This is a genomic window from Massilia aquatica (genome assembly GCF_011682045.1).
Taxonomy (GTDB): Bacteria; Pseudomonadota; Gammaproteobacteria; order Burkholderiales; family Burkholderiaceae_D; genus Telluria_A; species Telluria_A aquatica.
The window spans coordinates 1-23,772 of sequence record NZ_VVIW01000004.1 but is presented as its reverse complement, the minus strand read 5'-3'; the positions used below and the strand labels follow the sequence as shown (position 1 = coordinate 23,772).

Sequence of the window (23,772 nt, the reverse complement as noted above, 5' to 3'; positions counted from 1 at the left end):
TGTCAGGCTTCGGCGCGGTGCCGCATGGTGTGCGCCATCGGCGCATCCATGGCCGCCATGACCGTCCTCTGGTCGTTCTGGGAGCGGTTCTGGCTCACCTTCCATTTGCCGTGCATGCGCGTGACCGGAATCTCGATCCCCACGATCATCTTCACCAGCCGCTCGATGAAGTCGGGCGGGGCGTCGTCCATGGTCCATGGCATTGCCTGCGCCGCTTCGTGGCGTGCGGTCAGGCGCGCCAGCAGCGCCAGTAACCACGCCGGGTCTTCAATGGCGCGCAAGGTGCCGTGCGCGTGCACCACGGCGTAGTTGTAGGTCGGGACCACTTTGCCGTTGATCTTCTTGTCTTCGTACAGCGCCGGCGTGATGTAGGCCGACGGCCCCTGGAACACCACCAGGGTCTCGCCTTCATGGCGCCAGAGCGGGTTGGCGCGCGCCACGTGGGCGCGCAGGATGCCGAAGGGTGCATCGGCGTGCGCGGCGTCGATGATGAACGGAATGTGGTTGGCGTCCAGGCCATTGTCGCCGTGCGTGACGACGGCGCCCAGCGGGTGCTCGTCGATCAGGCCATGCAGCAGGGCGGGGCGGATCTCGTCGAAGTAAGCAGGTCCGTACATCTTATGCGCTCCCTTCCACGACCACGTCGGCCTTGATCGAATTGGCGATGTAGCACTGCGCGTGCGCGGCGTGGTGCAGGGCGTCCAGCTGGGCGCAATCGGGACCGGTGCCATCGGCGAAACTGATCGCCGGACGCAGCACGATGCGCGTCATCGCCATCTTGCCATCGGCGTTTTTGCTCATGGTGCCGATGGCGTGGTCACGGTAGTCGTCCACCACGTGGCCGGCGCGGGCCGCCAGCGAGAGGAAGAACAGCATGTGGCAGCTCGATACGGCGGCCACCAGCGCTTCTTCCGGATCGACGGCGGCGGGGTCGGACATCGGCAGCGCGACCGACAGCGGTGACGACGAGGCGGGCACGCGCAGGCCGCCGTCGAAGGTCCACGCGTGGGCGCGGCTGTAGCGCTGGTCCAGGAATGGCTGCGCGCCGCGCTGCCAGGCCAGTTGTGCTTCGAATTGCTGCATGTCGCTCGGCTCCCGATGATGATGTGGTCAGATGCCCATCTTATGCGCCGCTTTGGCTTGCTCAAATATCCAATTCACGCGATTATGTAAAGACCAATCTGAAGATCGCCATGCTCGTTACCGACATCCTCTCCGCCTTGCCCCTCGCACGCGGCACGCAAGACCCCCTGTTCCGCCAGCTGTACGCGCAGATCAAGGACGCCATCCTGCGCGGCACGCTCGGCGCCGGCATGCAGCTGCCGCCCACGCGTGAACTGGCGCGCCTGCTGTCGGTCTCGCGCCAGACGGTTCTCAACGCCTACGACCAGCTCAGCGCCGAAGGCTACCTCAGTGGCGCCGTCGGCAAGGGCACCTTCATCAGCGAGCACCTGGCCCACGCCGCGCCCGGCCCGCAGGCCGCCGCAGCCACGCAGGCGCCGATGCGTCCTCTCTCCGCGCGCGGCGAGGCCTATACCGCCGCCATGGAAAGCGTCGGCTTCCATCAAGGCAAACTGCGCCCATTCCGGGTCAGCATGCCCTCGCTCGACCTGTTCCCGTTCGACGTCTGGAGCCGGCTGGAGGGGCGGCGCTGGCGCCACCCGGACTACCACATGGGCTACAGCGACCCGGCCGGCTACGCGCCCCTGCGCGAGCTGCTGTGCGTCTACCTGCGCGCCTCGCGCGGCGTGAACTGCACGCCCGAACAGGTGGTCATCACCTCCGGCTCGCAACAGGGCCTGTTCCTGCTATCGCAACTGTTGCTCGCGCCCGGCGACGAGGTCTGGGTCGAGTCGCCCGGCTACCAGGGCGCCAGCGCGCCGCTGTTCGCCGCCGGCGCCAAGGTCTGCACGGTGCCGGTGACGGCCGACGGCATGGACATCGCCTATGGCATCGCGCATTATCCCGACGCGCGCATGGTGCTGGCCACGCCCTCGCATCAGCTGCCGCTGGGCGTGACCATGAGTTTGCAGCGCCGCCTGGAACTGCTGCGCTGGGCCGCCGCCCAACGCGCCTGGATCATCGAAGACGACTACGACAGCGAATACCGCTACACTGGCCCGCCGCTGGCGTCCCTGCAAAGCCTGGACCGCGCCGGCTGCGTGCTGTATGTCGGCACCCTGTCGAAGGTGCTGTTTCCCGGCCTGCGCCTCGGCTACATCGTGGCGCCGCCGGCGCTGGTGGAGCCGGTGGTGCGCGCCAAGGCGGTGATGGACCGCCACACCGCCATCGTGCCGCAGATGGTGCTGGCCGACTTCATGGCGGACGGCCATTTTGGCCGCCATATCCGGCGCACGCGCGAGGCCTACGGCGAACGGCGCGCGGCGCTGCTGGACGCCATCGCCGCGCGCCTGGGCGGCACGGTATTGGCCGGCCCGTCCGACGCCGGCCTCGATCTGGCCGTGCATTTCCTGCGCGGCCACGATGAGGCGGCGGTGGTGGCGCGCGCGCTCGAGCAGGGCATCGAAACGCGCGCGCTGGCCTATTATGCGAACCGGATGGCCACGCCGGCGTGCGCATTCGCCCCCGGCCTGCTGCTGGGGTTTTCGTCGCTCACGCCGGCGCAGATCGTGCACGGAATCGATGTGCTGGCGAAGGTGCTAAGCCTGCCGCGTTGAACTATACTGATGCCATGACTATTGAACGCTGCTCCTGGGCCAACACCGCCAACCAACGCTACCTCGATTACCACGACCACGAGTGGGGCGTGCCGTGCCACGACGAGAACACGCTGTTCGAAATGCTCAATCTCGAAGGCGCGCAGGCGGGCCTGAGCTGGGAAACCATCTTGAACAAGCGTGATAGTTATCGTCTCGCTTTCGATGACTGGGATGCCGAAAAAATCGCCCGCTACGACGCGGCCAAGGTGGCCGAACTGCTGGCCAATCCCGGCATCGTGCGCAACAAGCTCAAAGTGGGCGCCGCCATCACCAACGCGCAAGCCTACCTGCGCCTGCGCGCCGAAGGTAGTTCGCTCGACGCCTACCTGTGGGGGTTTGTCGACGGCCAGCCGATCGTCAACCACTACAACGCCGGCGAGCGCTCGCCGGCCAAGACCGAGCTGTCGGACCGGCTCTCGAAAGACCTGCTCAAGCGCGGCTTCAAGTTTGTCGGTTCGACCATCGTGTACGCCTACATGCAGGGCATCGGCATGATCGACGACCATGCCGCCAACTGCTTCCGCCAAGCGGAGCGGCGCGCATGAACTGGCAAAGCATGTGGAGCGAACGCACCCACTTCGTCATTTTCGATGCGGCCTACGGCGACGGCGCAGCCTTCCAGAAGACACTGCACGCCTGGCGTAACGACCCGCAGCGGCCCGCGCGCTTGCATTACATTGCGCTGGCCAACGAAGCGCTGCCCGGCTACCGGCGCATTGCGCAGATTGAAGACGCGGTCACGCTCGACCTGCTCACCGCGCCGCTCGATGCCGCGCTCGAACAACTGACTGCGCGGCTCGACGCGATCTGGCTGCACGGCGCCCGTGACGCCGGCACCCGCTTCGCGCACGCGCTGGGCAAGTTGGCCGCGCCGGGCGCGCTGCTCGACGCCGAAGGCCTGACGCACACGCAGATCGAAGCGCTGGCGCACGCCGGCTTTGCCTGGGAACCGGGCGCGCAGCGCGCCGTCTACGCCAGCCGCCGGCCGCAGGCCGAAGCAGGGGCGCCGCGTGCGCGTCACGCCATTGTGATCGGCGCGGGGCTGGCCGGCGCCGCCGCCTGCGAGCGCCTGTGCGCGCGCGGCTGGAAGGTGACCCTGATCGAACGCCACGCCCAGCCCGCGCGCGAAGCGTCCGGCAACCTGGCCGGCATCAGCATGCCGCTGCTCTCCAAAGACGACAACCTCATGACGCGCCTGTCGCGCGCGGCCTTCCTGTATGCGCAGGCTTACTGGGACCGCGTCAGCGAGAACAGCATCGAGCGCGCCCGCTGCGGCGTGCTGCAACTGGCGCGCGACCCTGCCCACGCCGAGGTGCAGCGCGCGATCGCGGCAGGCCGCGCATATCCGCCCGATTTTGCCGAATGGCTGGAAGCGCCGGCGGCGACCGAACTGCTTGGCGCCCCCGCACCCGACGGCGCCTGGCTGTTTCGCCAGGGCGGCTGGATTCGTCCGGCCAGCGCCTGCGGCGCCATGCTCACCGCCTGCGGCGAGGCGCTGGTGCGGCACTTCGGCGCCGGCACCGTGACACTCGACAAACGCGGTGCCGACTGGTGCGCCATCGACGCCGCCGGCGAAGTGCTGGCACGGGCGCCGGTGCTGGTGCTGGCCAACGGCACCGGCGCGGTCGATGTGCCGCTGGCCGCCGGCCTGCCGCTGGCCGCCGTGCGCGGCCAGGTTACCCATCTGGCCGAGGGATCAGCACCGGTGCTGCCCTTCGTGCTGTGCCGCGAAGCCTACCTGACACCCGCCGTCGGCGGCCTGCACAGCCTGGGCGCCAGCTACGACGACGATGCCGATCCGGCCCTGCGCCAGTTGAGCCAGGACGAGAACCTCGCCAAGATCCGCACCATGCTGGGCGCCCCCGCACTGGGGAGCGAGGCGCCGCTGCTCGGGCGCGTTGGGTTTCGCTGCGTGGCGCCGGATCGCATGCCGCTGGTGGGCGCCTTGCCCGACCCGGACGCGGCCGGCCGCATCGAGCGCCTGCGCGACGTGCCGCGCCACGACGGCGTGTATGGGCTGCTGGGCTACGCTTCGCGCGGGCTGACCTGGGCGCCGCTGGCGGCCGAACTGCTGGCCGCGCAACTCAATGGCGAGCCGCTGCCGCTCGAAGCCGACCTGGTCGCGGCGCTCGACCCGGCCCGCTTCCTGTTGCGCGAACGGCGACGTAGCGAGGTAGGATAGCGAACCGGCCTTGGGACCTCGACAAACCTACTGCGCGGCGTAATTTTCGCCCTGTGATGCTCGCCGTACCTTCGTACGGCTGCGCTTCTCGGACATGCGCGTCCGCGACAAAACTTACACCGCTCGCTACGGTTTTTCGAGGTCCCTTGTCATCCGGTTATAATTGGCCTGTAGCAACTTCAACCCATCGCCGCGCCCAGCGTGGCTGGAGCCGATCACGATGGACGATGCGCCCGAGTCGAACGAGCTGTTTCTGTTTCTTGCGTCCACCGCGCACGATATGAAAAACTCTGTCAGCGTGCTGAGCGGCACGCTGGAAACCCTGCTCGCGCAAGCCGCGCCCACCAGCGCGACCGAGGCCGCCTATCCGCAGATGGCGCACATGCTGTACCAGACCAAGCGCCTCAACGACAACCTGATCCAGCTGCTGGCCTTGTACAAGCAGGTCGGCAAACCCGAGTATCCCTTCGACATGCAGCCGCTGGCGATGGGCGACCTGGTGGCGCAGGTGGCGGGCGCCAGCCGCGTGCTGCTCGACTCGCGCCACATCAAGCTCGAAACGCAGGCCGACCCCGAGCTGGTCTGGCATGTGGATGAAGACCTGATCGTCGGCGTGCTCGGGCATGCCATCAACAACGCCATCCATTACACCAAAGACACCATCCGCCTGGCGATCGCCGTGGTCGATGGCGATTTGGAGATCCGCATCGAAGACAACGGCGGTGGCTACTCAAACGCCATGCTCGAGGCCGGTGTGTCGGCCATGCACGGCGCCAGCGCCGGCGTGAACTTCTTGACCAACAGCACCGGCCTGGGACTGTATTTCTCCAGCGAAGTAGCCAAGATGCACAAGCACCGCCAGCGCAGCGGCCGCCTGCGCCTGGAAAACGGCGGCGCGTACGGCGGCGCCTGCTTCGTGCTGAGCCTGCCATGATCGTCGATCCCAAACCGACCGCCAACCTGGCCACCAGCATCCAGTTGGTCGACTGGGCCGGCAAGAATTACCTGGTGGTCGATGACTTCATCGGTATCCGCCAACTGCTGCGCGAAAGCTTGCGCAACCTGGGCGCCAAGAATATCGATCAGGCATCGAGCGGCGGGGAAGCCATCGCCATGCTGGCGCGCATCCGTTACGACGTGGTGCTGTGCGACTACAACCTGGGCGAGGGCAAGAACGGGCAGCAGGTGCTGGAAGAGGCGCGCGTGCGCAATTTGCTGTTGCCGAGCAGCGTCTGGCTGATGGTGTCGGCCGAAAAAAGCATCGAATCGGTGATGGGCGCGGCCGAGCACCAGCCCGATGCCTACCTGATCAAGCCGATCACCGAAGGCGTGCTGCTGACCCGCCTGAACCGCGTGTGGCAAAAGAAACAGGTGTTCAAGCAAATCGACCAGGCTTTTGCCGAAAAGGATTACCTGCGCGCCGCCAAGGTGTGCGACAGCCAGATCGTGAGCAACAAGGTGCACGAAATGGAATTGCTGCGCATGAAGGCGCGCCTGATGCTCAAAAGCGGCGAGCCGGAAAAAGCGCGTGAAACCTACGAACGCGTGTTGCAGGAACGCGATTACCAGTGGGCCAAGTCGGGCCTGGCCAGGATCCGCATGGCCAATGGCGAATACGAGCAGGCGCGCCAGATGTTCCAGGGAGTCATTTCCGAGAACCGCTACTATATTGACGCGTATGATCAGTTGGCGCTCACTTACCAGAGCATGGGACAGATGGAGGAAGCCTGCGCCGTGCTCGAGCGGGCCGCCAAGCTGTCTCCCAATTCGGTGATGCGCCAGCGCTCGCTGGGGCAGGTGGCGCTCAAGCTGGGCAATGTGGCGATGGCCGAAAAAGCTTTCCGCAAGTGCATTTCGATCGGCGAATATTCGGTCATGAAAACGGTCGACGCCTACCTGGGCCTGGCGCGGGTCTGCGGACTCAAGCTGGAAACCAAGGAAGCGATGCAGTTGCTGGTGCTGGCCCAGCGCGAATTTACCGGTGAACAAGTCCAGCTGCGCTGCAAGATTACCGAAGGCATGGTTCACCACGAGAGCGGCGACTTCCAGCGCGCGCGCAAGGCGGGCGACGAGCTCGACGAACTGCTGCTCGCCAATCCCGAGCGTCCGGATACGCCCACCTGCCTGGAACTGGCAACCTTGCTGTTTTCCGTCGGGCACCGCGATTCGCCGGTCGAACTGCTGTGTTACGTAATCAAGAACAATCACGACAACCTGCAACTGCTCGACGACGTGCAAAAAATCTTCGACCGCGCCCACATGAGCGACGAGGGGCTGGCGCTGATCCGCTCGTCGAAGAAAGAAGCGAGCGACCTGATGAATCAGGGCGTGTCGCTATGGAAAACCGGCAAATTGCCCGAAGCGGTGGCCTGGATGCGCAGCGCGCGCCTGAGTTTGCCGAACAACCTGCGCATCCTGTTCAACTCGGCGCAGATCCTGATTTCGCACATGCAGCAGCTCGGATTCGACGCCGAACTGGCGGCCGAGGCGACCGAGGTGTTGCTGCACGTGGACAAAATCCTGCCTGCGCAACAGCGCTTCGCCCAGCTCATGGAACAGCTCGCCGCACTGGCGCCGGGAGCGGCCGATGGGGCCGCCGGTATTGATCCAGCCTGAGCCGTTTGCACGTTTGCCATTGCCCCGACGCTTGCTGGTGATAAACTGCTCGCTGCGCGGAAGTTTCCGCATTCAAGAAGAAAGGGACGACCATGCGCGACATCGCAAATGAAGTCTATGAAAAAATGCGTGTAGGCAGCAGTGCATGGATTCGGCCAGTGGCCGCCAAGGGCGATACCGTGCCCTCGTTCCAGGCTGTGCATGAGCAAGTCAAACAGATGGCGGAAGATGGTTTGATTACCATTTCGACCATCAAACGCCAGGAAGATGGCTTGATCGACGCGATCAGGATCCAGCGGCTGGCGTAAGAGCGCAGCCAATACCCTCAAAACCGTCATTTCTGCCAGTGGTAGGAATGACGGTTTAAACGTTAACGGGAATGATGGTTTCAGTGGTAATGACGCTTTTTTAAGAAAGCGCCTTTACGCTAAGCGTCGCTTTTCGGCTTGGTGCGGCGCGATGCGATCTTGCCCGCATTTTCCGGTTCGGCCGGGTTGGCATTGGTCCCGCCCGCTGGCGACACCTGCGTCGCCGCTTTTCCTCCAGCATCACCCTGGCCGGTTTTGTCCGCGCCCGCTTCCGGCGTCATCGCCGTCGTCACCGCCTGATTGAACTGTTCCTGAAGCATGTTCCACCATGCCACGGGATTGTTCATGGCATTGACCGGCGCTGCTTCCTTCTCTTGCTTGGCAGGCTCGGGCACAGGCGCCTTGGCAGGGGCAGGGGCAGGGGCAGGGGCCGGCTGGCTGAAAAATGCCGACGCGAACGGCGCCGCCGCCAGCACCGACTTTTCATCCGCACCCGGCTGCTTGACGGCCGCCGCCAGGGTCGCACCCATCGATTTCAGGGTGGCGATCGTGCCGCGCTGCACTTCCATCGTTTGGATGGTGCCGCGCAGCATCGACACGTTGATGTTGAGCCAGGCCTCAACGGCTTTCAGGTCGGCAATTTTCTTGTCCAGCTCGTCGAGCGAGACGGGTGGCATGGCCATGTTGGGGAAAGACATGCCCGGCACGGACATGCTTCCCCACAAATTCTTGACGAAGTCCAGCGTGTCGGTCACGGCGCCGACACCGGGGATGTTGGGCATGGGTGGTTTCAGCATGGAAGTCTCCGTAAAGTAGAAGCCTGAGCGTAGCAGATAATTATCATCCTATCAAAGCGAGTTGTGCGAGGTGCAAAGCGCGCACGGGGTAGTGTCAGCGGGAAAAGCGCCAGACACGTTAAACTGTGGGCCATGACGATCGCATCCTTCCTATCCCGACGGCGTCGCGCCCTGGTGATCGGCACGGCGACAGTCCTGCTGCATGTCCTTGCCATCGACTTTGTCGGCGCGCGCATCGGAATGAGCCCGCCTGGCATGCCCGCGCCCGCGCCAGACCCGGTGACCATGGTCGCCTTGCTGCGCGCACCCGCGCCGGTGCTGGCACCGGCTGCGCCGCCGCCGAAGCCGAAGCCTGCGCCAGCGCGTCCGCGTCCGGCACCCAAGCCGGCGCCGCCGCCCGCTGCGCCGCTGCCCGAGGCAACGGCCGAGGCCGACGCCGGCCCGGCCGATGGCGCGGAGAAAGCTGGCGATGCGGCCGCGGCGCCTGTCCAGGCGAGCGCTGCCGAGATGGCGCCGGTCGTAGAATTGACCCCCGAGCCGCCAGCGGTGGCCGAGGCGCCGCCGCCGGAGCCGGTCAAGCCCGCGCTCAAGGTCAGCCTGCCGCCATCGGCCGAGCTGAACTTCGACGTGGCGCGCACCGACCGCGACGGCGGCACCTGGTCCGGGGTCTCGACCATCTCGTGGAAGCAAGCCGGAGGCGCCTACAAGCTGTCGATGGAAGCGAGCGTGAGCGTACTGGTGGCGCGCGTGAACCTGGTGCTCTTGAACAGCGAGGGCGCGGTCGGGCCGGGCGGCATCGTCCCGCGCATCACCACCGAAAAGCGGCGTGGCAAAAGCCAGACTGCCACCCATTTCGGCGGAGCGGACGGCAAGATTACCTTTTCCGCCTCCGAGCGCAGCTATCCGATGGTGCCCGGGGCGCAGGACAAGGCGACCTTCCTGATGCAGCTGGCCGCCATCGGACGCGCCGACAGCGCCCAGTTCGCCAGCGGCGTCGAACTGTTCGTCGGCGAAGAAAAAGACGCCAACCCGTTCGGCTTCGTGCTGGTCGGGCAGGAAAACATCAACACCCCGATGGGGCCGCTGGCGACCTGGCACCTGGCCCGTCCGCCGCGTCCCGGGGCGTACAACTCGCGCCTGGATATCTGGCTGGCGCCAGCGCACAACTGGTATCCGGTGCAGATCCGCAATACCGAATCGAACGGCTCGGTCACGACCCAGACCATCCGCAAGATTCTCATCACTGATTTAGGAAACTGATATGCGACCATTATTTACACACCTGTTGGGCGGCGCCGTGCTGGCCAGCGCCTGCGCCGGCATTTTTGCCGCCGAACACGAAGCAGCGCTGCGCCCGTTCAACCTGGCGCCCTCGGCCGACCTGCACTACACGCTCAAGGCGCGCCAGAAAGGGTTGGCCCTTAGCGGCGAGGCCCAGGTGACCTGGCGCGCGGGCGAGGGCAAGTACAGCCTCGTCAACGAAACCAAAGCGCAGATGTTGGGCAAGATTTTGGAGACGCGCAGCGAAGGCACGGTCGACACTTACGGCATTGCGCCGGCACAGTTTGTCGAGAAGCGCTTCCGCAAAGAAGCGACCACGGCCACTTTCGACCGTGGCGCCAAGACCCTCAATTTCAGTGCGGGCAAGGAAGCCTACCCCTTGCTTGGCGGCGAGCAGGACCGCCTGAGCGCGCAGTGGCAACTGGCGGCGCTGGCGCGGGCCCAGCCGGAGAAGTTCACGCCGGGATCGGAATGGCGCCTGTTCGTGGCCGGGCGCAAGGATGCGCAGCCGTGGTCGTTCAAGGTGGTCAAGCGCGAGAAGATTGCCACCGGGCTTGGTGAAGTCGAGGCCGTGCTGCTGTCCAAGGCGCCGCCGCCGGGCGCCAAGGACCAGACCGTCGACCTGTGGCTGGCGCCGGGGCACGACTGGTATCCGGTGCAATTGCGCTACAGCGATGAAGAAGGCGAGTTCATCGAGCAGACGGTCGACAAGATCAACAAAAAATAGCCGGTGTCAGGTCTGACATTCAGACACGGGCCCGACCGTGCACAGTTGCTGGCGCGCCGGCCCTGCCAGCTCGCGCACCGCCTGCCGCAGCAACTCGGCCAAGAGCGTGCTTAAGGCATTCTCGTCGCCCGCCAACCGGTGCATGGCCAGACTGATGCTCGGCAACGCCGGCAGCCTGCCAGCCACAGGATCGAGCAGCGCCAGGGTCGACGGCAGCCCGATGCGCGTACGAATCGTCATCCCCAGCCCCGCAGCCGAGGCCGCCCACAGCGCGGACAGGCTGGCGCTCGACAAGGCGCAACGCCAGCGGATGCCGGCGCGGTCCATGGCCTCGGCGGCGATGTCGCGCAGCGCGCACGGCGCTTCCAGCAGCACCAGCGGCAATGGCTGGCCTGCGGCGCCAAGCAGCGGATCAAACCCGGCCGGCCCGATCCAGTGCAGCGGCAAGGTGGCCAGGCGTTCGCCGGCCAGCGCGTCCGGCGCGGTGTCCCACGTAATGGCCAGGTCGAGCTGCCCGGCCGCCACGCGCCGCTGTAACTCCGCGCTGCGCGCCACGCACACCTCGATGCGCGCGTTGGGATGGCTGCGAATAAATTGCCCCAGCACCTGCGCGAGCAAGGCTTCGCCCACATCTTCCTGCAAGCCCAGCCGCACCTCGCCCGCCAGGCTGGCGCTGCGCAGGGCCAGTGCGGCTTCATCGTTGATGTCCAGCAGACGGCGCGCGTAGGCCAGCAGGGTGGTGCCGGCGTCGGTCAGCGCCAGGCCGCGTCCCGCCTTGCGAAACAGCACGGCGCCCGCCTGGTCTTCCAGTTTCTTCAACTGGGCGCTGACAGCCGAGGTGGAGCGTCCCAGCTGCGCCGCCGCCTTCGCGTAACTGCCGAGGTCGATCCCGGCGGCGAAGGTGCGCAAGGTATCCAGATCAAAATTGAGCAGCCGCATTAATTGTCCTGTTTTATGGCACGATGGCTCCAATATTATCTGATATTCAAAACAGTCACCCCGGCCGACAATCCAGTCTCCCCTTTCTCAAGGAGCCAAATTGTCTGCCATCGCCATCCCCGCCGCACCCGACCGGCACCGCTGGAAAGTATTGAGCGTCGGTGTTGCCGCCAACGCCAGTTTCGCCGCCGCCTTTTCCGGCATTCCCGCCGCCGCGGTTATGATGCGCTCGGCCTACGGCTTCAGCGACGCCGCGCTCGGCTTGGCGCTGGGCGCGATGGGCCTGGGCATCGCCTGCAGCGAATTTCCGTGGGGCGTGCTGACCGATCGCTGGGGCGACCGCAAGGTGTTGCTCACCGGACTAGGCGCGACCGCGCTGGCGCTGCTGCTGATGGCGCTCTGGGGTGCCCCGGGCGGGAGCGGCGTTCCCGGACTGGGGCTGGTCGGCGCCGGCCTGCTGCTGGTCGGCATGCTCGGTGGCAGCGTCAACGGCTCGAGCGGGCGTGCGGTGATGGTCTGGTTCAGCAGCGCCGAGCGCGGCATGGCGATGAGCATCCGCCAGACGGCCGTCCCGCTGGGCGGCGCGGTCGGCGCGTTGATCCTGCCGACCCTGGCGCGCGAGGCGGGCTTTGCGGCGGTCTACAGCCTGTTGTCGGCATGCTGCGCCATCAGCCTGTTGCTCACCTGGATCTGGCTGCGCGATCCGCAGGCCAGCGGCAGCGCCGGACATACCCTTGCCTCCGCCGGGGCCGCGCCGTCGCCGGACCGGGCCCGGCTGTGGGCGATGGTGGCCGCCATCGGCATTCTGTGCGCGCCGCAATTCGGCATCCTCACCTTCGGCACCGTGTTCTTGCACGACGTGCTGCATGCCGGCGTAGGCGCCACCACCGGCGCCTTGGTCGGCCTGCAATGCGGCGCGATGGCCATGCGCGTCTGGAGCGGGCGCTGGACCGACCGCCACGGCAACCGCGCCGGCTTCCTGCGCGCCGCCACCTGGATCAGCGTGCTCTGCTTTGTGGTGCTGGGATTGTCATCCTGCTTGCTCGCGCGCACCTTGGCGCACGGGCCGCTGGTGCTGGCGGCAATGCTGGCGGCGCTGGCCGTGAGCGGGGTGTGCGTGTCGGCCTGGCATGGCGTTGCCTATGCCGAGCTGGTCACCCTGGCGGGCGCGCACAAGGCGGGCACGGCGCTGGGGATGGCCAATACCAGCGTGTTCGTGGTGTGTTTCGCGACCGCGTCGGCGATTCCGCATATAAATGCGCTGGCCGGATGGGCTGGTGTGTGGCTGGTCGGGGCGGCGTGCGCGGCGCTGGCCTTGCCGCTGTTTGCCCGCTCAGCTCGCTCCTGAATGCTCAGCTCGTGTCCAAATGTCAGACCTGACACCGGTGTTGTTTGTTGTTAGCGTTGTTTGATCTGGGTATACGGATTGTCGACGGTCGCGCCGAACTCATCGAGCGCGTCGCGCAGTTCGGAGGCGATGATCGGTTCCAGGGTCTGGGGATCGAGCGAGGTGGCGAACGCCAGCGCATCCGCCAGCCCCAGGGTGCGGATAATGCTGATCAGCAGCGCGGTCGACGCCAGCGAACGCCGCTCCCATACCCCGATCGCAAACGCACTGAGGCGCTTGCGGGCCGCATGCGGCAGGGTTTCAAAGGTTTGCCATTGCCTGTCTGCAAGTTGTGCCAGTGCTTCCATCATCAACAGCTTTTCCTGCGCATCCGGCATCCCGTGCCTGAACGAGCGCAACAGGGAAGCGAGTTCCTTTTCCACCTGCGGAGACGGCAAATACTCGGGCAAAGCCGTTACCCGTTGCAACTCTTCGTGATTCACACCTATCTCCTCTTAATGTTGTGATATTACTTTAGTTTCAATACTTCTTGCAATTATGAAACAAGATTGCAAACAGGGTCGGTACATTTGGACAGATTGCCTTGGCTTAACTGATATACTGACGCCCCCAACGGCAGACCTTAGCCGGAAGCAAGAAACTGGTACCGGAACACGATGATGGAAATAACGGCAGGCGTGGCTGCAGAACCACTGACTTTAGGGCAAGACGACCACGATTCTTTGCAGGCGCATTTCCAGGCCGGCATTTCGGCTGACGAGATCGAGCAAGTCTTTCATTTGAAGCGGGCGCAACCGACCTTGCAAGCGTTCACCGCACTGTTCCACGGTGGCGCCGACGGCGTGTTGATCCGCCTGCTGGTGCTGCGCGAACTGGCCGCCGATACCAGCACCACCGCGTTTTCGCGGGCCGACATCAACCAGAAGCTGGCCTACCTGCTACCCGAAAGCCTGGAAACGGTGCTCACCCGCCTGCGTTCGCACAGCTTGCTGGCCTGGGACGCCCAGGCCGCCGTGTACCGCGTCACGCCCATGGCGCGTAACGTGCTCTCGTCGCTCGACACCCTGCTCTCGATGGGCCAGGCCGACGACGACGCCGACATGGGCTTTTTGCTCTCGCAAGTGGCCGGCGCCCAGGCGGTGGGCGGCGTCACCGTGGAACAGCTCAAGCACCTGCTGGGGCGCCTGGTCGAACTGACCGAAGAATTTCGCGACGCGATCGCCTCCGGTTCGGAATTCCGCCTGCGTACCTCGCAAGCGAAGTGGCACATGGCCTGCGACTGGGTCGAGAAGGGCTCCGAGATCCTGCGCGCGATCACCAGCGACGAACGCGCCGATTCGGCCACCCACAAGGCGGCGCAAGCGATCGGCCGCGCCCAGAGCGCGCTGCTGAACATGCAGGGCATGTTCTCGCGCGCGCTGAACCAGATCGAGCGCCAGCGCGTGCACCTGGGCCAGTCGGGCCTGTCGACCACGGACGTCAAGCGCTGGCTGCTGGCGCACGAAGATTTATCGAGCCTGGCGCACGGCGCGATCGACCGTCCGGTGATGCCGCTGTTCGTCACTCCGGCCGAAATGATCGACGTGGCCGAAACCGAACTGCTGGCCGAACGCGGCGCCACCACCGGTCCGACCGGCCTGCCGCAAGGCGAGGACGCCCCGCTGACGATTAACGACGGCCCGGCGATCCAGGCCGAACTCGATGACTGGCTGGCACGCCTGGCCGATTTTGCCAACCTCGGTAACTTCCCCAGCTTCTCGGAGCACGGCCCGAAAACGGTGCCGATCCAGGATTCGCTGCTGCCGGCCAGCTTTGCGGTGGCCTCGTACCGCGCTTCGATGCTGCCGCTGCTGGGCGACGCCGCCGAAGCGAGCCTGCAGGGCGCCACGGCGCAACTGGCGCGCCTGCCGATCACCTTCACGCCCACCGACGAGATGGTGCAGCTGAACGACCCGCACGTATTCGCGATGTCGATCGCCACCCTCTCACTTGATCTGGAAAGCGGCCCGGCCGATGATAAATGACGACTCCCAAATCCTGATTGCGCGCCTGCTGACGCATCAGACCCTGCGCCGCGACGACCGCCTGGTCAAGCGCGTGCTGTCGGACGAACTGTTCCGCGCCGAAGTCGACAAACGCCTGCTCGAATCGGGCCTCAAATTGCTGGACAACGTGTATGCCGACCATGTGACGCTGGCGCTGCACCGCGCGGTGGAGCCGAAGATCTTCGGCGCCAAGGACATCTGGCAAAACAATAACTTCGGCCTCACGCGCGACGGCGTGGCGCTGCTGGTGGTGCTGTGGGCGCAGATCATCCTGCCCAAGCGCGAACGCCAGGAGACCCACCAGAGCGCCGACGACCAGAACGACCTGTTCGACAAGGACAAGCCGCTGCCGCGCGCCGAAGACACCTCGATCGGCATTTCGTACACCGCGCTGCTGTCGGACTTCGGCGACAAACTCGGTAAAAAGACGCGCATGGACATGAACCTGGGCGCGCTCTCGCGCATGGGCTTCATCGAACGGCGCGGCGACGTGATCCTCGAAGGCGCGCTGCTCGACCTGCTGATGGATACCGACGTGCTCAAGGAACGCATCATCAACGGTGCCCTGGCCGACGTCTTCAAGCGCGCGCCGGTGCTGGCCGTGCCCAAGAAGGTCGTGAGCGAGGCCGCCAGCGACGCCGACGCGGCGGGATCCGACGCCGCATCCGACGCGGCATCCGACGCGGCATCCGACGCGGCCGCCGACAAGGTCACCGACGCCGTCTCGGCGGTCCATATCGAGCCCGCGGCCGATCCTGATCCCGCCGCCGATCCGGCCGCCGATACCCCAACCTGAGGCTAGCCCATGTTCCATATTAAATCGCTCGAACTGGTCCACTGGGATTACTGGCAACGGATCAAGAACATCCCGCTCGACGCCAAGATCATCACCATCGCCGGCCAGAACGGCTCCGGCAAGACCACCTTGCTCGACGCGCTGCGCACCCTGTTCGGGCTCGATTGCTCGATGGGCCGCACTTACAAGCATTACGCGCGCCACTCCGGTCAGCAGACCGCGTGGATCCGCTCCGTGGTCGACAACAAGGCGGTGGGGCGCCAGTTGTCGAACCGGCCGTTCCGCAGCTCCGGTTTTTTCAGCGACGATGAAGTCACCCTGTTCTGCAAGATCGAAAAGAACGGCGGCGACTGGAAACGCCAGTACCTTATGCGTCCGGGGAATATCCAGATCGAGGAAGTCAGCGACGCCACCGACTGGCTGGGCGTGGAGAACTACCGCAAGCGCCTGCACAACGCCGGCCTGTCGCCGGCCATGGCCAAGGTGCTGGCGCTGGAGCAGGGCGAAACCGACAAGCTGTGCGAATACGCGCCGCGCCAGCTGCTCGACCTGGTGTTCCAGGTCTTCGGCGACAAGGAAGTGCTGGATGCGTACGACGAAGCCAAGCGCCACCAGCGCGACACTGAAACGGAACTGAAGCGCTTCGAAACCGAGTTGGAAGCCTCGCGTACCAACCTGGAAGGCCTGCGCCTGCGCGTGGCCAATTACCACCAGTGGGAAGACCTGCACAAGGAACGCCGCAATCTGCTGGAAGAGGTGTTGCCGAGCCTCGAATACCACGAAGCGCGCGAAAAAGCGGGCAACGCCAGCCGCGCGCTGCGCGAAGCCCGCAAACCGATGGCGCAAGCCGACACGCAGCTGATCGAAAAGCGCAACGCGGTCGCCGCGCAGGCCAAGGCGCTGGCGGACGCGCAGCAGCAGGAGACCTTGCTGGAGCAGGAAGCGACGGCGCTGGGCAGCCGCCTCACGCAAGTGAACGCCAGACTCAAACCGCTCGACAGCCTGCTCGAACAGAAGGAGCGCCTGCAAAAGCTGGCCGCCGATTCCGGGGCCGACCTCGCCGAAGTGGCGGCCCAGCTGGACCAGAAAGAAGCCGAACTGACGCGCCAGCGCCAGTCGCGCGACGCCCTGGCCAGCCGTATCCTGACCGAAAAATCGACCATCTCGGCCTTGCAGGGCAAGACCGCGATGCCCGAACCGGACGCCGTGCGCGCCATGCGCCGCGCCCTGCGCGACGACGGCATCCCGCACGCGATGCTGTCCGATATCGTCGAAGTGACCGACCCCAAATGGCAGGGCGCGGTCGAAGGTGTGCTGGGCGGGTATGCCTCCGTGGTGCTGCTCGAACGCTCCAAGGATGCTGCGGCCGCGTATCGCCTGGCCGAAAAAGAACGCTATCGCCACTTCATCGTCCCCGAGTGCATCAAGGCGCCGGTGACGAAAGATGACAGCCTGTTGTCGGTGGTGCGTTTTTCGGCCGCCGCTCCGCCATGGCTGATCGACCAGCTTGCGCGTATCGAACGGGTCGACTCGGTCGAGAAGGGCTTCAAGCTGCACCGCGACGCCGAGTGGATCACGCCGGACGCGTATCACCGCGAACGGCGCGGCGGACGTTCGCTGTTCGTCGAAGTATCGCGCTACCGCTTCGGTAGCGCCGGCCGCGGCCAGCGCATGGAAGCGCTGCAAAAGTCGCTGCCGGCGCTGGAAGCGCAGGAAGACGCGCTCACCATCACCATCAGTAAACTCGCCTCGGAAGTGGGCGCGCTCAAGGCCCGCATCGCCGGCGTGGACGCGGCCAAGGAACTGGCCGCGCGCCAGGCGGAATTCGACGAAGCCCTGCGCAGCACCGTGCCGCTCAAGGCCGAGCGCATGGACGTGGGCACACGCCTGGGTGAACTGCAGGCGCTCACCAAAGCGGCCACTGTGACGCGCACGCGCGCCGACACGGTGTGGCAGAACGCGCGCATGACCCTGTCGGAGGCCGAAGCCGGCCTGCGGCTCGGCCACAAGCGCCAGATCGAACAGCGCGCCGAGCATGCGCGCGCGTTGCTGGAGCTGCGCCGCGCCTGGCGCCATCTGCCGCAGGGTTGGCGCCGATTGGCGCGCCGCGCCGCGCTGGTGGCCGAACACCAGAACGCGCACCAGGTCGACCTGCGCGTGTCCTCGCTCGAACACAGCCTGGCGCGCGACGACTGGGAGCTGGACGCCACGGTCATCGACCAGCATCACCGCCTGAACGAGCAGCTACAGGGCCGCCAGACCGAGACCGACGAACGGCGCTACCAGAACAACCGCGCGATCGAAGCGACCGCCAACGCGCGCGGCGCGTATATCGAGCGGCTGCGCTATACCATCAAGACCTACAGCAAGAACATCAAGGAGCTGGGGGAACTGGCGGGGATCGAAGTGCATGCCGACCCGGTCAAGCTGGAGAACGAAGACGTGCAGTTGTCACAGGCCGGCCTGCACGTGCGCTTCAAGTTCGACGGCAAGGACCAGATCGGGATGAACGACGGCGAAGCGTCGGGCGGGCAGCAGGTGATGAAGTCGCTGGTGCTGCTGATTGGTTTGTTGAAGTCCGAAGACGGCTCGGGTGGCTTTGTGTTCATCGACGAACCGTTTGCCCACCTGGATATCCGCAACATCCAGCTGGTGGGCGAGTTCCTCAAGAACACCGAGGCGCAGTATCTGATGACGACGCCGCTGACGCACAACACGGACGTGTACGACCCGTCGGAGCTCACGCTCATCACCAGCAAGAAGAAGAAGGACATGCCGTGGGCGCAGCCGATTTTCGTGCTGCAGCGGCGCGTGACGCCTGCCGCCGCCACCTGACCGCCTTGCTGCCGCCGGCAGCAAGGGGCACCCGCGCATCATATGTTCTTGTGGAACCAATAATTCCCTATGTACATTTGTATTTACTTTGTGTTAATCTGTTCGGTTTGCCTTAGCCTGCAGAGCTGATTGCGCGTTGCGCGCATCCACGCAGACATAACAGAGAGTGAAGTCAACATGAGATTTGCAATGATTGCCGGTACCAGCACCGTGTGCGTCGCTTTGAGCGCGTGCGGCGGCGGCGGCGGCGGTACCCCTGCCGCACCAGCGGCCCCGTCCACCACCCCAACCGTGCCGGCGCCGGTTGTGCCCGTTACGGTAGCACCTGTGACGCCGCCTGCCGGCGTGACCTCGACCAACGCCATCGGCGCGACCCTGACCCGTTACAATCTGAGTCCCTTGCGCGCCATGCCCGGCGCCACCGATTGGTCGACCTTCCGGGGCAATGCCGCACACAGCGGGTTTGTGCCCGTCAATGTGAACCCTTCGAACTTCAGTGCCCGCTGGAAGTACGAGATGCCCGTGCCTGCCGGTGTGCTTACCTACATGCTCGCGCCGACTAATAGCGGTGGCCGCCTGTATTTCGCGGGTGTTGAAAGTTATCTGGTTCCAGGCAGTTGCAATTGTGTTTATTCCTTGAGCGAAGCCGATGCCGAACTGGTCTGGAAGCGCGATTTCGGCAAAGGGGCATCGAACACCCCGCAAGCCCCGGCAACCGCTAACGGCAAGGTGTACACCGCCACAGGCGGGGCAACGACTGCCATGTTCACCCTGGACGCGTCCACCGGAGCGCTGCTGACAACATCGCCCGCGCCGTCGCAGGGCGTCGGCCCCGTCGCGGCCACGCCATTCGGTGGCAGCGTGTATCTCAACGCCGGCCCCCATGGCGGCTTTTATCAGTTCGATGGGTCCACCGGAGCGCAAAAATCTTTCACCCCGGTTGACATGCTGTGGGGCACTGCGGCCGCCGTGGACGCCAACTATGCCTACGTGTACCGGCATACCTATCTGGTTGTCTTTGACCGCGTCTCGGGCGAACCGGTGGCGAAAATAGACGATCCGACCGCCCAGGTCTTTACGACTTCCGCCGGGGCGCCGGTGCTGGGCTCCGCCGGGACCGTCTTTGTTCGTGTGAACAGCGCTGCCTACAATGAGGGGATTTCGGCGATCGATGTGCCATCGCGCAAGGTGCGCTGGACGGTGCCCGGATCGTTTGCCGGCGCGGCCTACAACAATGGCGTACTGTATGCGCTGAACTATCTGAAATCGCGCATCGAGGCGTATGCCGAAACTGACGGCAAGCTGTTGTGGAGCATGCCCGCGCCGGAGAACTCGGCCGATCTTGGCGATCTGATCATTACCAACAAATTCGCTTTTGTCGGTAGCGAAAAAGGCGTTTTTGCGATCGACCTCGATAAGCGCCAGGTGGTGTGGAGCACGCCCGCACGCGGCAGTTTATCGGTGTCGGCCAATGGCATTCTGTATGTTCAGGGCGGAATGATCATCAACGCGTTCAATCTTCAATAAGCACCCGGACGGATGCGGGTGCCCGGCATCCGCGTCCTCGCCGCTCCTAAGCCGCGTTGATCGCCTTCTTCAGGGCCCGGCGCCAGCGGATCAAGCCTGCCGAATAGGTCCCGAAATACCCCGCCGTCAGCCCCAGCGCCAGCAGCGTGATGAAGCTGTCGGTAAACCCCGGGGTCGGCACGTTGCTGCCCTGGTTGGCATAAATCTCCACCCCGATGTACATCACCCGCGCGAAAAACAGCATCGCAATGACCATTCCCAGGCGCGCATTCGGCGTGAAATGGCAGGTATCGTTTTCGAACCGGGTCAGCTTCAGTCCCCAGATCCCGTAGGCGATGCCGGCCGCCGTGCCCACCGCCAGCCAGCCCAATAGCGTCGGGCGCGAGAGCACTTCCGACCCGGCCACCAGGATCATGGCCGCAAACACGCCCACGCCCGTGTAATGGCGCGAGACGATTGAGCGCTGGCGCGTCATCATGGCCTTGAGGCGCTGGTAAAAGCGCCACACCAGAAAGGGGGCGAGCACCAGCAGTGCGATAGTGGTAATTGACATGGCGTGTGCGAATCCGGTCCTGAAACACGCATTATAAACGCCCGTCGCGCAGCCTCGATTGCACCCGTCCTGCATACCGTACGCCCCGTAAATACCCGATAAGAGCAGATTGACAAGCCCGCCAGGAGTGCGCAAGATGGGCGATTGCCTACACCCGAGACCCCTCCATGCGCCACCGCCTCCCGATCGTCCCGCTGACCATGTCCCTGCTCGCCGCCGCCCCGAATGCGCACTCCCAGTACCAGCTGCCGCCGGCGCAATTGCAGGCCATTGTCGACGCGCCGCGCGCACCGGCGCTGGGCCTGTCCCCGCAGCGTAACCTGGCGATGATGGTCGATACCCCGGCCCTGCCCAGCATCGCCGAGGTGGCGCAGCCCGAACTCAAACTGGCTGGCCTGCGCATCAATCCGCGCACCTATTCGCCGAGCCGCTTTTCTTTCGGTACGGGTCTCAAGCTGCTCGATATCGCGACCCAGAAGGAAATCAAGATCATGGGGCTGCCCAAGCAGCTGCGCCTGGCCGACACGGCCTGGTCGCCCGACCAGCGCTACCTGGCCTTCACCCACGTCACCTACGCCGACCGCGATGGCGCCTCCGGCGTCGAACTGTGGCTGGTCGATATCAACACCCGCATCGCGCGCCGCCTGACCGCGCAGCCGCTGTCGTACCTGGCCGGCTCGGGATTTTCCTGGATGCCGGACGCCAAAGGCCTGCTGGTGCATGTCAAGCCGATCGGGCGCGGCAAGGCGCCGCAAGCGACCGGCATTCCGAGTGGGCCGATCCTGCAGGACAGCCAGGTCAGCGTCGGCGCGCGCCAGCTGCGCACCTACCAGGACCTGCTCAAAAATGAAGAAGACGCGCGCCTGTTCGAGCATTACGCCAGCTCGCAACTGGCGCTGGTGGACCTGTCGGGCAAGCTGCGCCTGATCGGCACTCCGGACATGTACACCGACGTCACGGTCGCGCCGAACGGCAAGCTGCTGCTCTCGTCCGTGCTGCAACGGCCGTTCTCGTACGTGGTGCCGGCATCGGCCTTTCCGCGCCAGGTCGTGGTGCGCGACCTGACCGGCAAGCAGGTGCACCTGGTGGTCAACAAGCCGCTCGAAGAGGGCCTGCCGCCCGGGAACGACGCGGTGTCGGCCGGCGTGCGCAAGGTCAGCTGGCGCGTCGATGCGCCGGCCACCCTGGTCTGGGCCGAGGCGCAGGATGGCGGCGACCCGGCCAAGGCGGCCGAGGTGCGCGACATCGTCTACGCGCACGCCGCGCCGTTCGCGGGTGAGCCGGCCGTGCTGGCCAGACTCGGTTCACGCTACGAGCGCATCGTCTGGGGCAATGGCGAGGTGGCCTTGCTGGGCGAAAGCTGGTACAAGACGCGCGCCGTCAAGATCTGGCGCTTCCGCCCCGAACAGCAGGCGGTGGCGCCCGAACTGCTGTTTTCGTACTCGGCCGAAGACCGCTACAACAATCCCGGCTCGCCGGTCACCATGCCCGATAGTGCCGGCCGCCCGCGCCTGGTGATCGGTGCCGATTCGACCATCCTGTTGGGCGGCAGCGGCGCCTCGAACGAAGGGGACCGCCCGTTCCTGGACCGCTTCAACCTCACCAGCAAGGCCAAGGAACGCCTGTTCCAGAGCGAGGCACCGTATTACGAGAGCATCGTCACGGTGCTCAGCGACGATGGCTCGCGCCTGTTGACCACGCGCGAGTCGCCCACCGAGCGCCCGAATTTTTATGTGCGCGACCTGAAACGCAGCGGCGCGGAGCAACTGACGGCGCTGACCAACTTCCCGCATCCGACCCCGCAGTTAAAGGATGTGCAGAAGGAGCAGATCCGCTACAAGCGCGCCGACGGCGTCGACCTGACCGCCACCCTGATGCTGCCGCCGAACTACGAAGCCAAGCGCGATGGCCCGCTGCCGCTGCTGATGTGGGCCTATCCGCAAGACTTCAAGAGCGCCAGCGCGGCCAGCCAGACCACCGGTTCGCCGTTCCGCTTCAACGCCATCAGCTATTGGGGCCCGGCGCCGATGCTGGCGATGGGCTACGCGGTGCTGGATAACCCGTCGATGCCGATCGTCGGCGCCGGCGAGGCCGAGCCGAACGACAGCTACCTGCCGCAGCTGGTCGCCAATGCCGAAGCGGCGGTCGAGGAAGTGGTGCGGCGCGGCGTGGCCGAGCGCCACCGCATCGCCATCGGCGGCCACTCGTACGGCGCTTTCATGACCGGCAACCTGCTGGCGCATACGCGCCTGTTCAAGGCCGGCGTGGCGCGCAGCGGCGCCTACAACCGCACGCTCACGCCGTTCGGTTTTCAGTCGGAAGAGCGTGAATTCTGGAAGGCGAAAGAGGTGTACCAGGCCATGTCGCCGTTTAATAACGCCGACAAGATCAAGGATGCGCTGCTGCTGATCCACGGCGAGCAGGATAACAATTCGGGCACCTTCCCGATGCAGAGCGAGCGCATGTTCCAGGCCATGAAGGGCCTGGGCGGCACGGCGCGCCTGGTCATGCTGCCGAACGAAAGCCACGCCTACCGCGCGCGCGAGTCGATCATGCACATGCTCTACGAGACCAATTCCTGGCTCGACAAATACGTCAAGAACGCCAAGCCGTAGCCAGGCCAAAAACGCCACAGGGGCCGCTGCTGGCGGCCCCTGAAGACTATCCAAGCGTACGGCCCCGCCGCGACGCTTATGATAGTGTCATCGCTCTATTCAACCAGGAGCGACCCCCATGAATCCAGCAGCCATCGACTTTCATCGCGCACCGGACCCCGCGCCGGTCGACGAACCATCGCCCGAGCCGTTCGACAATCCCCACCCGCACCATCCACCGACCAGGCACCCGCAGGACGACGATCCGGTGCCCGACCCGAAGCCGAGCACCTTCTTCCTGCACTAAGCTAAGTAAGTGCGCCTAAATTCTTGTCATTTCCAGCTTCCATAAGCGGCGCCTTGCTGCGTTGCCCATCGCTAGGAGTCTGCGCGGCAGACAGTTTTTTCGCTGAGCATGCCAGGCGCGTCTTCGCCGCCGTCGATAGCGATTCACTTTCGCGTGCGAAAGTCGAATGAAATAGAAGCTTCCGGCCTCGAATTGGG

At 65.3% G+C, this 23,772-nt stretch carries 22 protein-coding genes; 15 read left to right on the top strand and 7 right to left on the bottom strand.

The window, feature by feature from the left end:
* Window positions 1-2 precede the first annotated feature (2 nt).
* On the bottom strand, window positions 3-617 hold the full coding sequence (locus tag F1609_RS08600) for an FMN-binding negative transcriptional regulator (RefSeq protein ID WP_167076083.1): 615 nt from the start codon (window positions 615-617) through the stop codon (window positions 3-5).
* A gap of 1 nt (window position 618) precedes the next feature.
* Window positions 619-1,083, bottom strand: a complete 465-nt coding sequence (locus tag F1609_RS08595) for an OsmC family protein (protein ID WP_167076082.1) — start codon at window positions 1,081-1,083, stop codon at window positions 619-621.
* 110 nt (window positions 1,084-1,193) lie between these two features.
* Here F1609_RS08595 and pdxR point away from each other — a divergent pair, with 110 nt between their 5' ends.
* From pdxR to F1609_RS08565, 6 genes are all read left to right on the top strand, one after another.
* On the top strand, window positions 1,194-2,678 hold the full coding sequence (gene pdxR / locus F1609_RS08590; protein ID WP_167076081.1) for a MocR-like pyridoxine biosynthesis transcription factor PdxR: 1,485 nt from the start codon (window positions 1,194-1,196) through the stop codon (window positions 2,676-2,678).
* A gap of 14 nt (window positions 2,679-2,692) precedes the next feature.
* The gene (locus F1609_RS08585; RefSeq protein WP_167076080.1) at window positions 2,693-3,265 is read left to right on the top strand and encodes a DNA-3-methyladenine glycosylase I; all 573 of its coding nucleotides are present in this window, start codon (window positions 2,693-2,695) and stop codon (window positions 3,263-3,265) included.
* Complete coding sequence (gene mnmC1, locus F1609_RS08580; protein WP_167076079.1) at window positions 3,262-4,902, top strand: FAD-dependent 5-carboxymethylaminomethyl-2-thiouridine(34) oxidoreductase MnmC1; 1,641 nt, start codon at window positions 3,262-3,264, stop codon at window positions 4,900-4,902. The genes F1609_RS08585 and mnmC1 overlap by 4 nt, the downstream gene beginning before the upstream one ends.
* Window positions 4,903-5,122: 220 nt before the next feature.
* Window positions 5,123-5,836: a sensor histidine kinase gene (locus F1609_RS08575; RefSeq protein WP_167076078.1), complete on the top strand. Its 714-nt coding sequence runs from the start codon at window positions 5,123-5,125 to the stop codon at window positions 5,834-5,836.
* On the top strand, window positions 5,833-7,518 hold the full coding sequence (locus tag F1609_RS08570) for a tetratricopeptide repeat-containing response regulator (RefSeq protein WP_167076077.1): 1,686 nt from the start codon (window positions 5,833-5,835) through the stop codon (window positions 7,516-7,518). The genes F1609_RS08575 and F1609_RS08570 overlap by 4 nt, the downstream gene beginning before the upstream one ends.
* A gap of 92 nt (window positions 7,519-7,610) precedes the next feature.
* Complete coding sequence (locus F1609_RS08565) at window positions 7,611-7,826, top strand: hypothetical protein (RefSeq protein WP_099874024.1); 216 nt, start codon at window positions 7,611-7,613, stop codon at window positions 7,824-7,826.
* Between the two features lie 119 nt (window positions 7,827-7,945).
* On the opposite strand, the gene F1609_RS08560 is transcribed toward F1609_RS08565, so the two are convergent.
* On the bottom strand, window positions 7,946-8,623 hold the full coding sequence (locus F1609_RS08560) for a PhaM family polyhydroxyalkanoate granule multifunctional regulatory protein (RefSeq protein ID WP_229421749.1): 678 nt from the start codon (window positions 8,621-8,623) through the stop codon (window positions 7,946-7,948).
* A gap of 132 nt (window positions 8,624-8,755) precedes the next feature.
* Here F1609_RS08560 and F1609_RS08555 point away from each other — a divergent pair, with 132 nt between their 5' ends.
* Both F1609_RS08555 and F1609_RS08550 read left to right on the top strand, forming a co-directional pair.
* Window positions 8,756-9,883 carry a DUF3108 domain-containing protein gene (locus F1609_RS08555; protein ID WP_167076076.1) on the top strand — a complete coding sequence of 376 codons (1,128 nt, stop codon included), beginning with the start codon at window positions 8,756-8,758 and terminating at the stop codon, window positions 9,881-9,883.
* Window position 9,884: 1 nt separating this feature from the next.
* On the top strand, window positions 9,885-10,631 hold the full coding sequence (locus F1609_RS08550) for a DUF3108 domain-containing protein (protein WP_167076075.1): 747 nt from the start codon (window positions 9,885-9,887) through the stop codon (window positions 10,629-10,631).
* Window positions 10,632-10,637: 6 nt separating this feature from the next.
* Here the strand turns inward: F1609_RS08550 and F1609_RS08545 are convergent, their stop codons facing one another.
* Window positions 10,638-11,570 carry a LysR substrate-binding domain-containing protein gene (locus F1609_RS08545; protein WP_167076074.1) on the bottom strand — a complete coding sequence of 311 codons (933 nt, stop codon included), beginning with the start codon at window positions 11,568-11,570 and terminating at the stop codon, window positions 10,638-10,640.
* A 100-nt stretch (window positions 11,571-11,670) separates the two neighbouring features.
* On the opposite strand from F1609_RS08545, the gene F1609_RS08540 reads away from it, so the two are divergent.
* On the top strand, window positions 11,671-12,918 hold the full coding sequence (locus F1609_RS08540) for an MFS transporter (RefSeq protein WP_167076073.1): 1,248 nt from the start codon (window positions 11,671-11,673) through the stop codon (window positions 12,916-12,918).
* Between the two features lie 50 nt (window positions 12,919-12,968).
* On the opposite strand, the gene F1609_RS08535 is transcribed toward F1609_RS08540, so the two are convergent.
* Complete coding sequence (locus F1609_RS08535) at window positions 12,969-13,400, bottom strand: hypothetical protein (protein WP_167076072.1); 432 nt, start codon at window positions 13,398-13,400, stop codon at window positions 12,969-12,971.
* A gap of 195 nt (window positions 13,401-13,595) precedes the next feature.
* Here F1609_RS08535 and F1609_RS08530 point away from each other — a divergent pair, with 195 nt between their 5' ends.
* The 4 genes from F1609_RS08530 (at window position 13,596) to F1609_RS08515 (ending at window position 20,121) form a co-directional block, all read left to right on the top strand.
* The gene (locus F1609_RS08530; protein WP_370661606.1) at window positions 13,596-14,942 is read left to right on the top strand and encodes a hypothetical protein; all 1,347 of its coding nucleotides are present in this window, start codon (window positions 13,596-13,598) and stop codon (window positions 14,940-14,942) included.
* A complete protein-coding gene (locus F1609_RS08525; protein WP_167076403.1) occupies window positions 14,935-15,759 on the top strand; it encodes a hypothetical protein in 825 nt (274 codons plus the stop codon). Before F1609_RS08530 ends, F1609_RS08525 begins: the two co-directional genes overlap by 8 nt.
* A gap of 9 nt (window positions 15,760-15,768) precedes the next feature.
* Entirely contained in the window at window positions 15,769-18,594 is a 2,826-nt protein-coding gene (locus F1609_RS08520; protein WP_167076070.1) for an ATP-binding protein, read from the top strand.
* A 189-nt stretch (window positions 18,595-18,783) separates the two neighbouring features.
* Window positions 18,784-20,121, top strand: a complete 1,338-nt coding sequence (locus tag F1609_RS08515; RefSeq protein ID WP_167076069.1) for an outer membrane protein assembly factor BamB family protein — start codon at window positions 18,784-18,786, stop codon at window positions 20,119-20,121.
* A gap of 46 nt (window positions 20,122-20,167) precedes the next feature.
* On the opposite strand, the gene F1609_RS08510 is transcribed toward F1609_RS08515, so the two are convergent.
* Entirely contained in the window at window positions 20,168-20,674 is a 507-nt protein-coding gene (locus F1609_RS08510) for a CcdC protein domain-containing protein (RefSeq protein ID WP_167076068.1), read from the bottom strand.
* A gap of 167 nt (window positions 20,675-20,841) precedes the next feature.
* On the opposite strand from F1609_RS08510, the gene F1609_RS08505 reads away from it, so the two are divergent.
* Both F1609_RS08505 and F1609_RS08500 read left to right on the top strand, forming a co-directional pair.
* Entirely contained in the window at window positions 20,842-23,289 is a 2,448-nt protein-coding gene (locus F1609_RS08505) for a S9 family peptidase (RefSeq protein ID WP_167076067.1), read from the top strand.
* A 118-nt stretch (window positions 23,290-23,407) separates the two neighbouring features.
* A complete protein-coding gene (locus tag F1609_RS08500; protein ID WP_167076066.1) occupies window positions 23,408-23,575 on the top strand; it encodes a hypothetical protein in 168 nt (55 codons plus the stop codon).
* A 1-nt stretch (window position 23,576) separates the two neighbouring features.
* Here F1609_RS08500 and F1609_RS34280 read toward each other — a convergent pair.
* Window positions 23,577-23,772 (bottom strand): hypothetical protein (locus F1609_RS34280; RefSeq protein ID WP_206752951.1); only part of this gene is annotated, 196 nt, incomplete at its 5' end.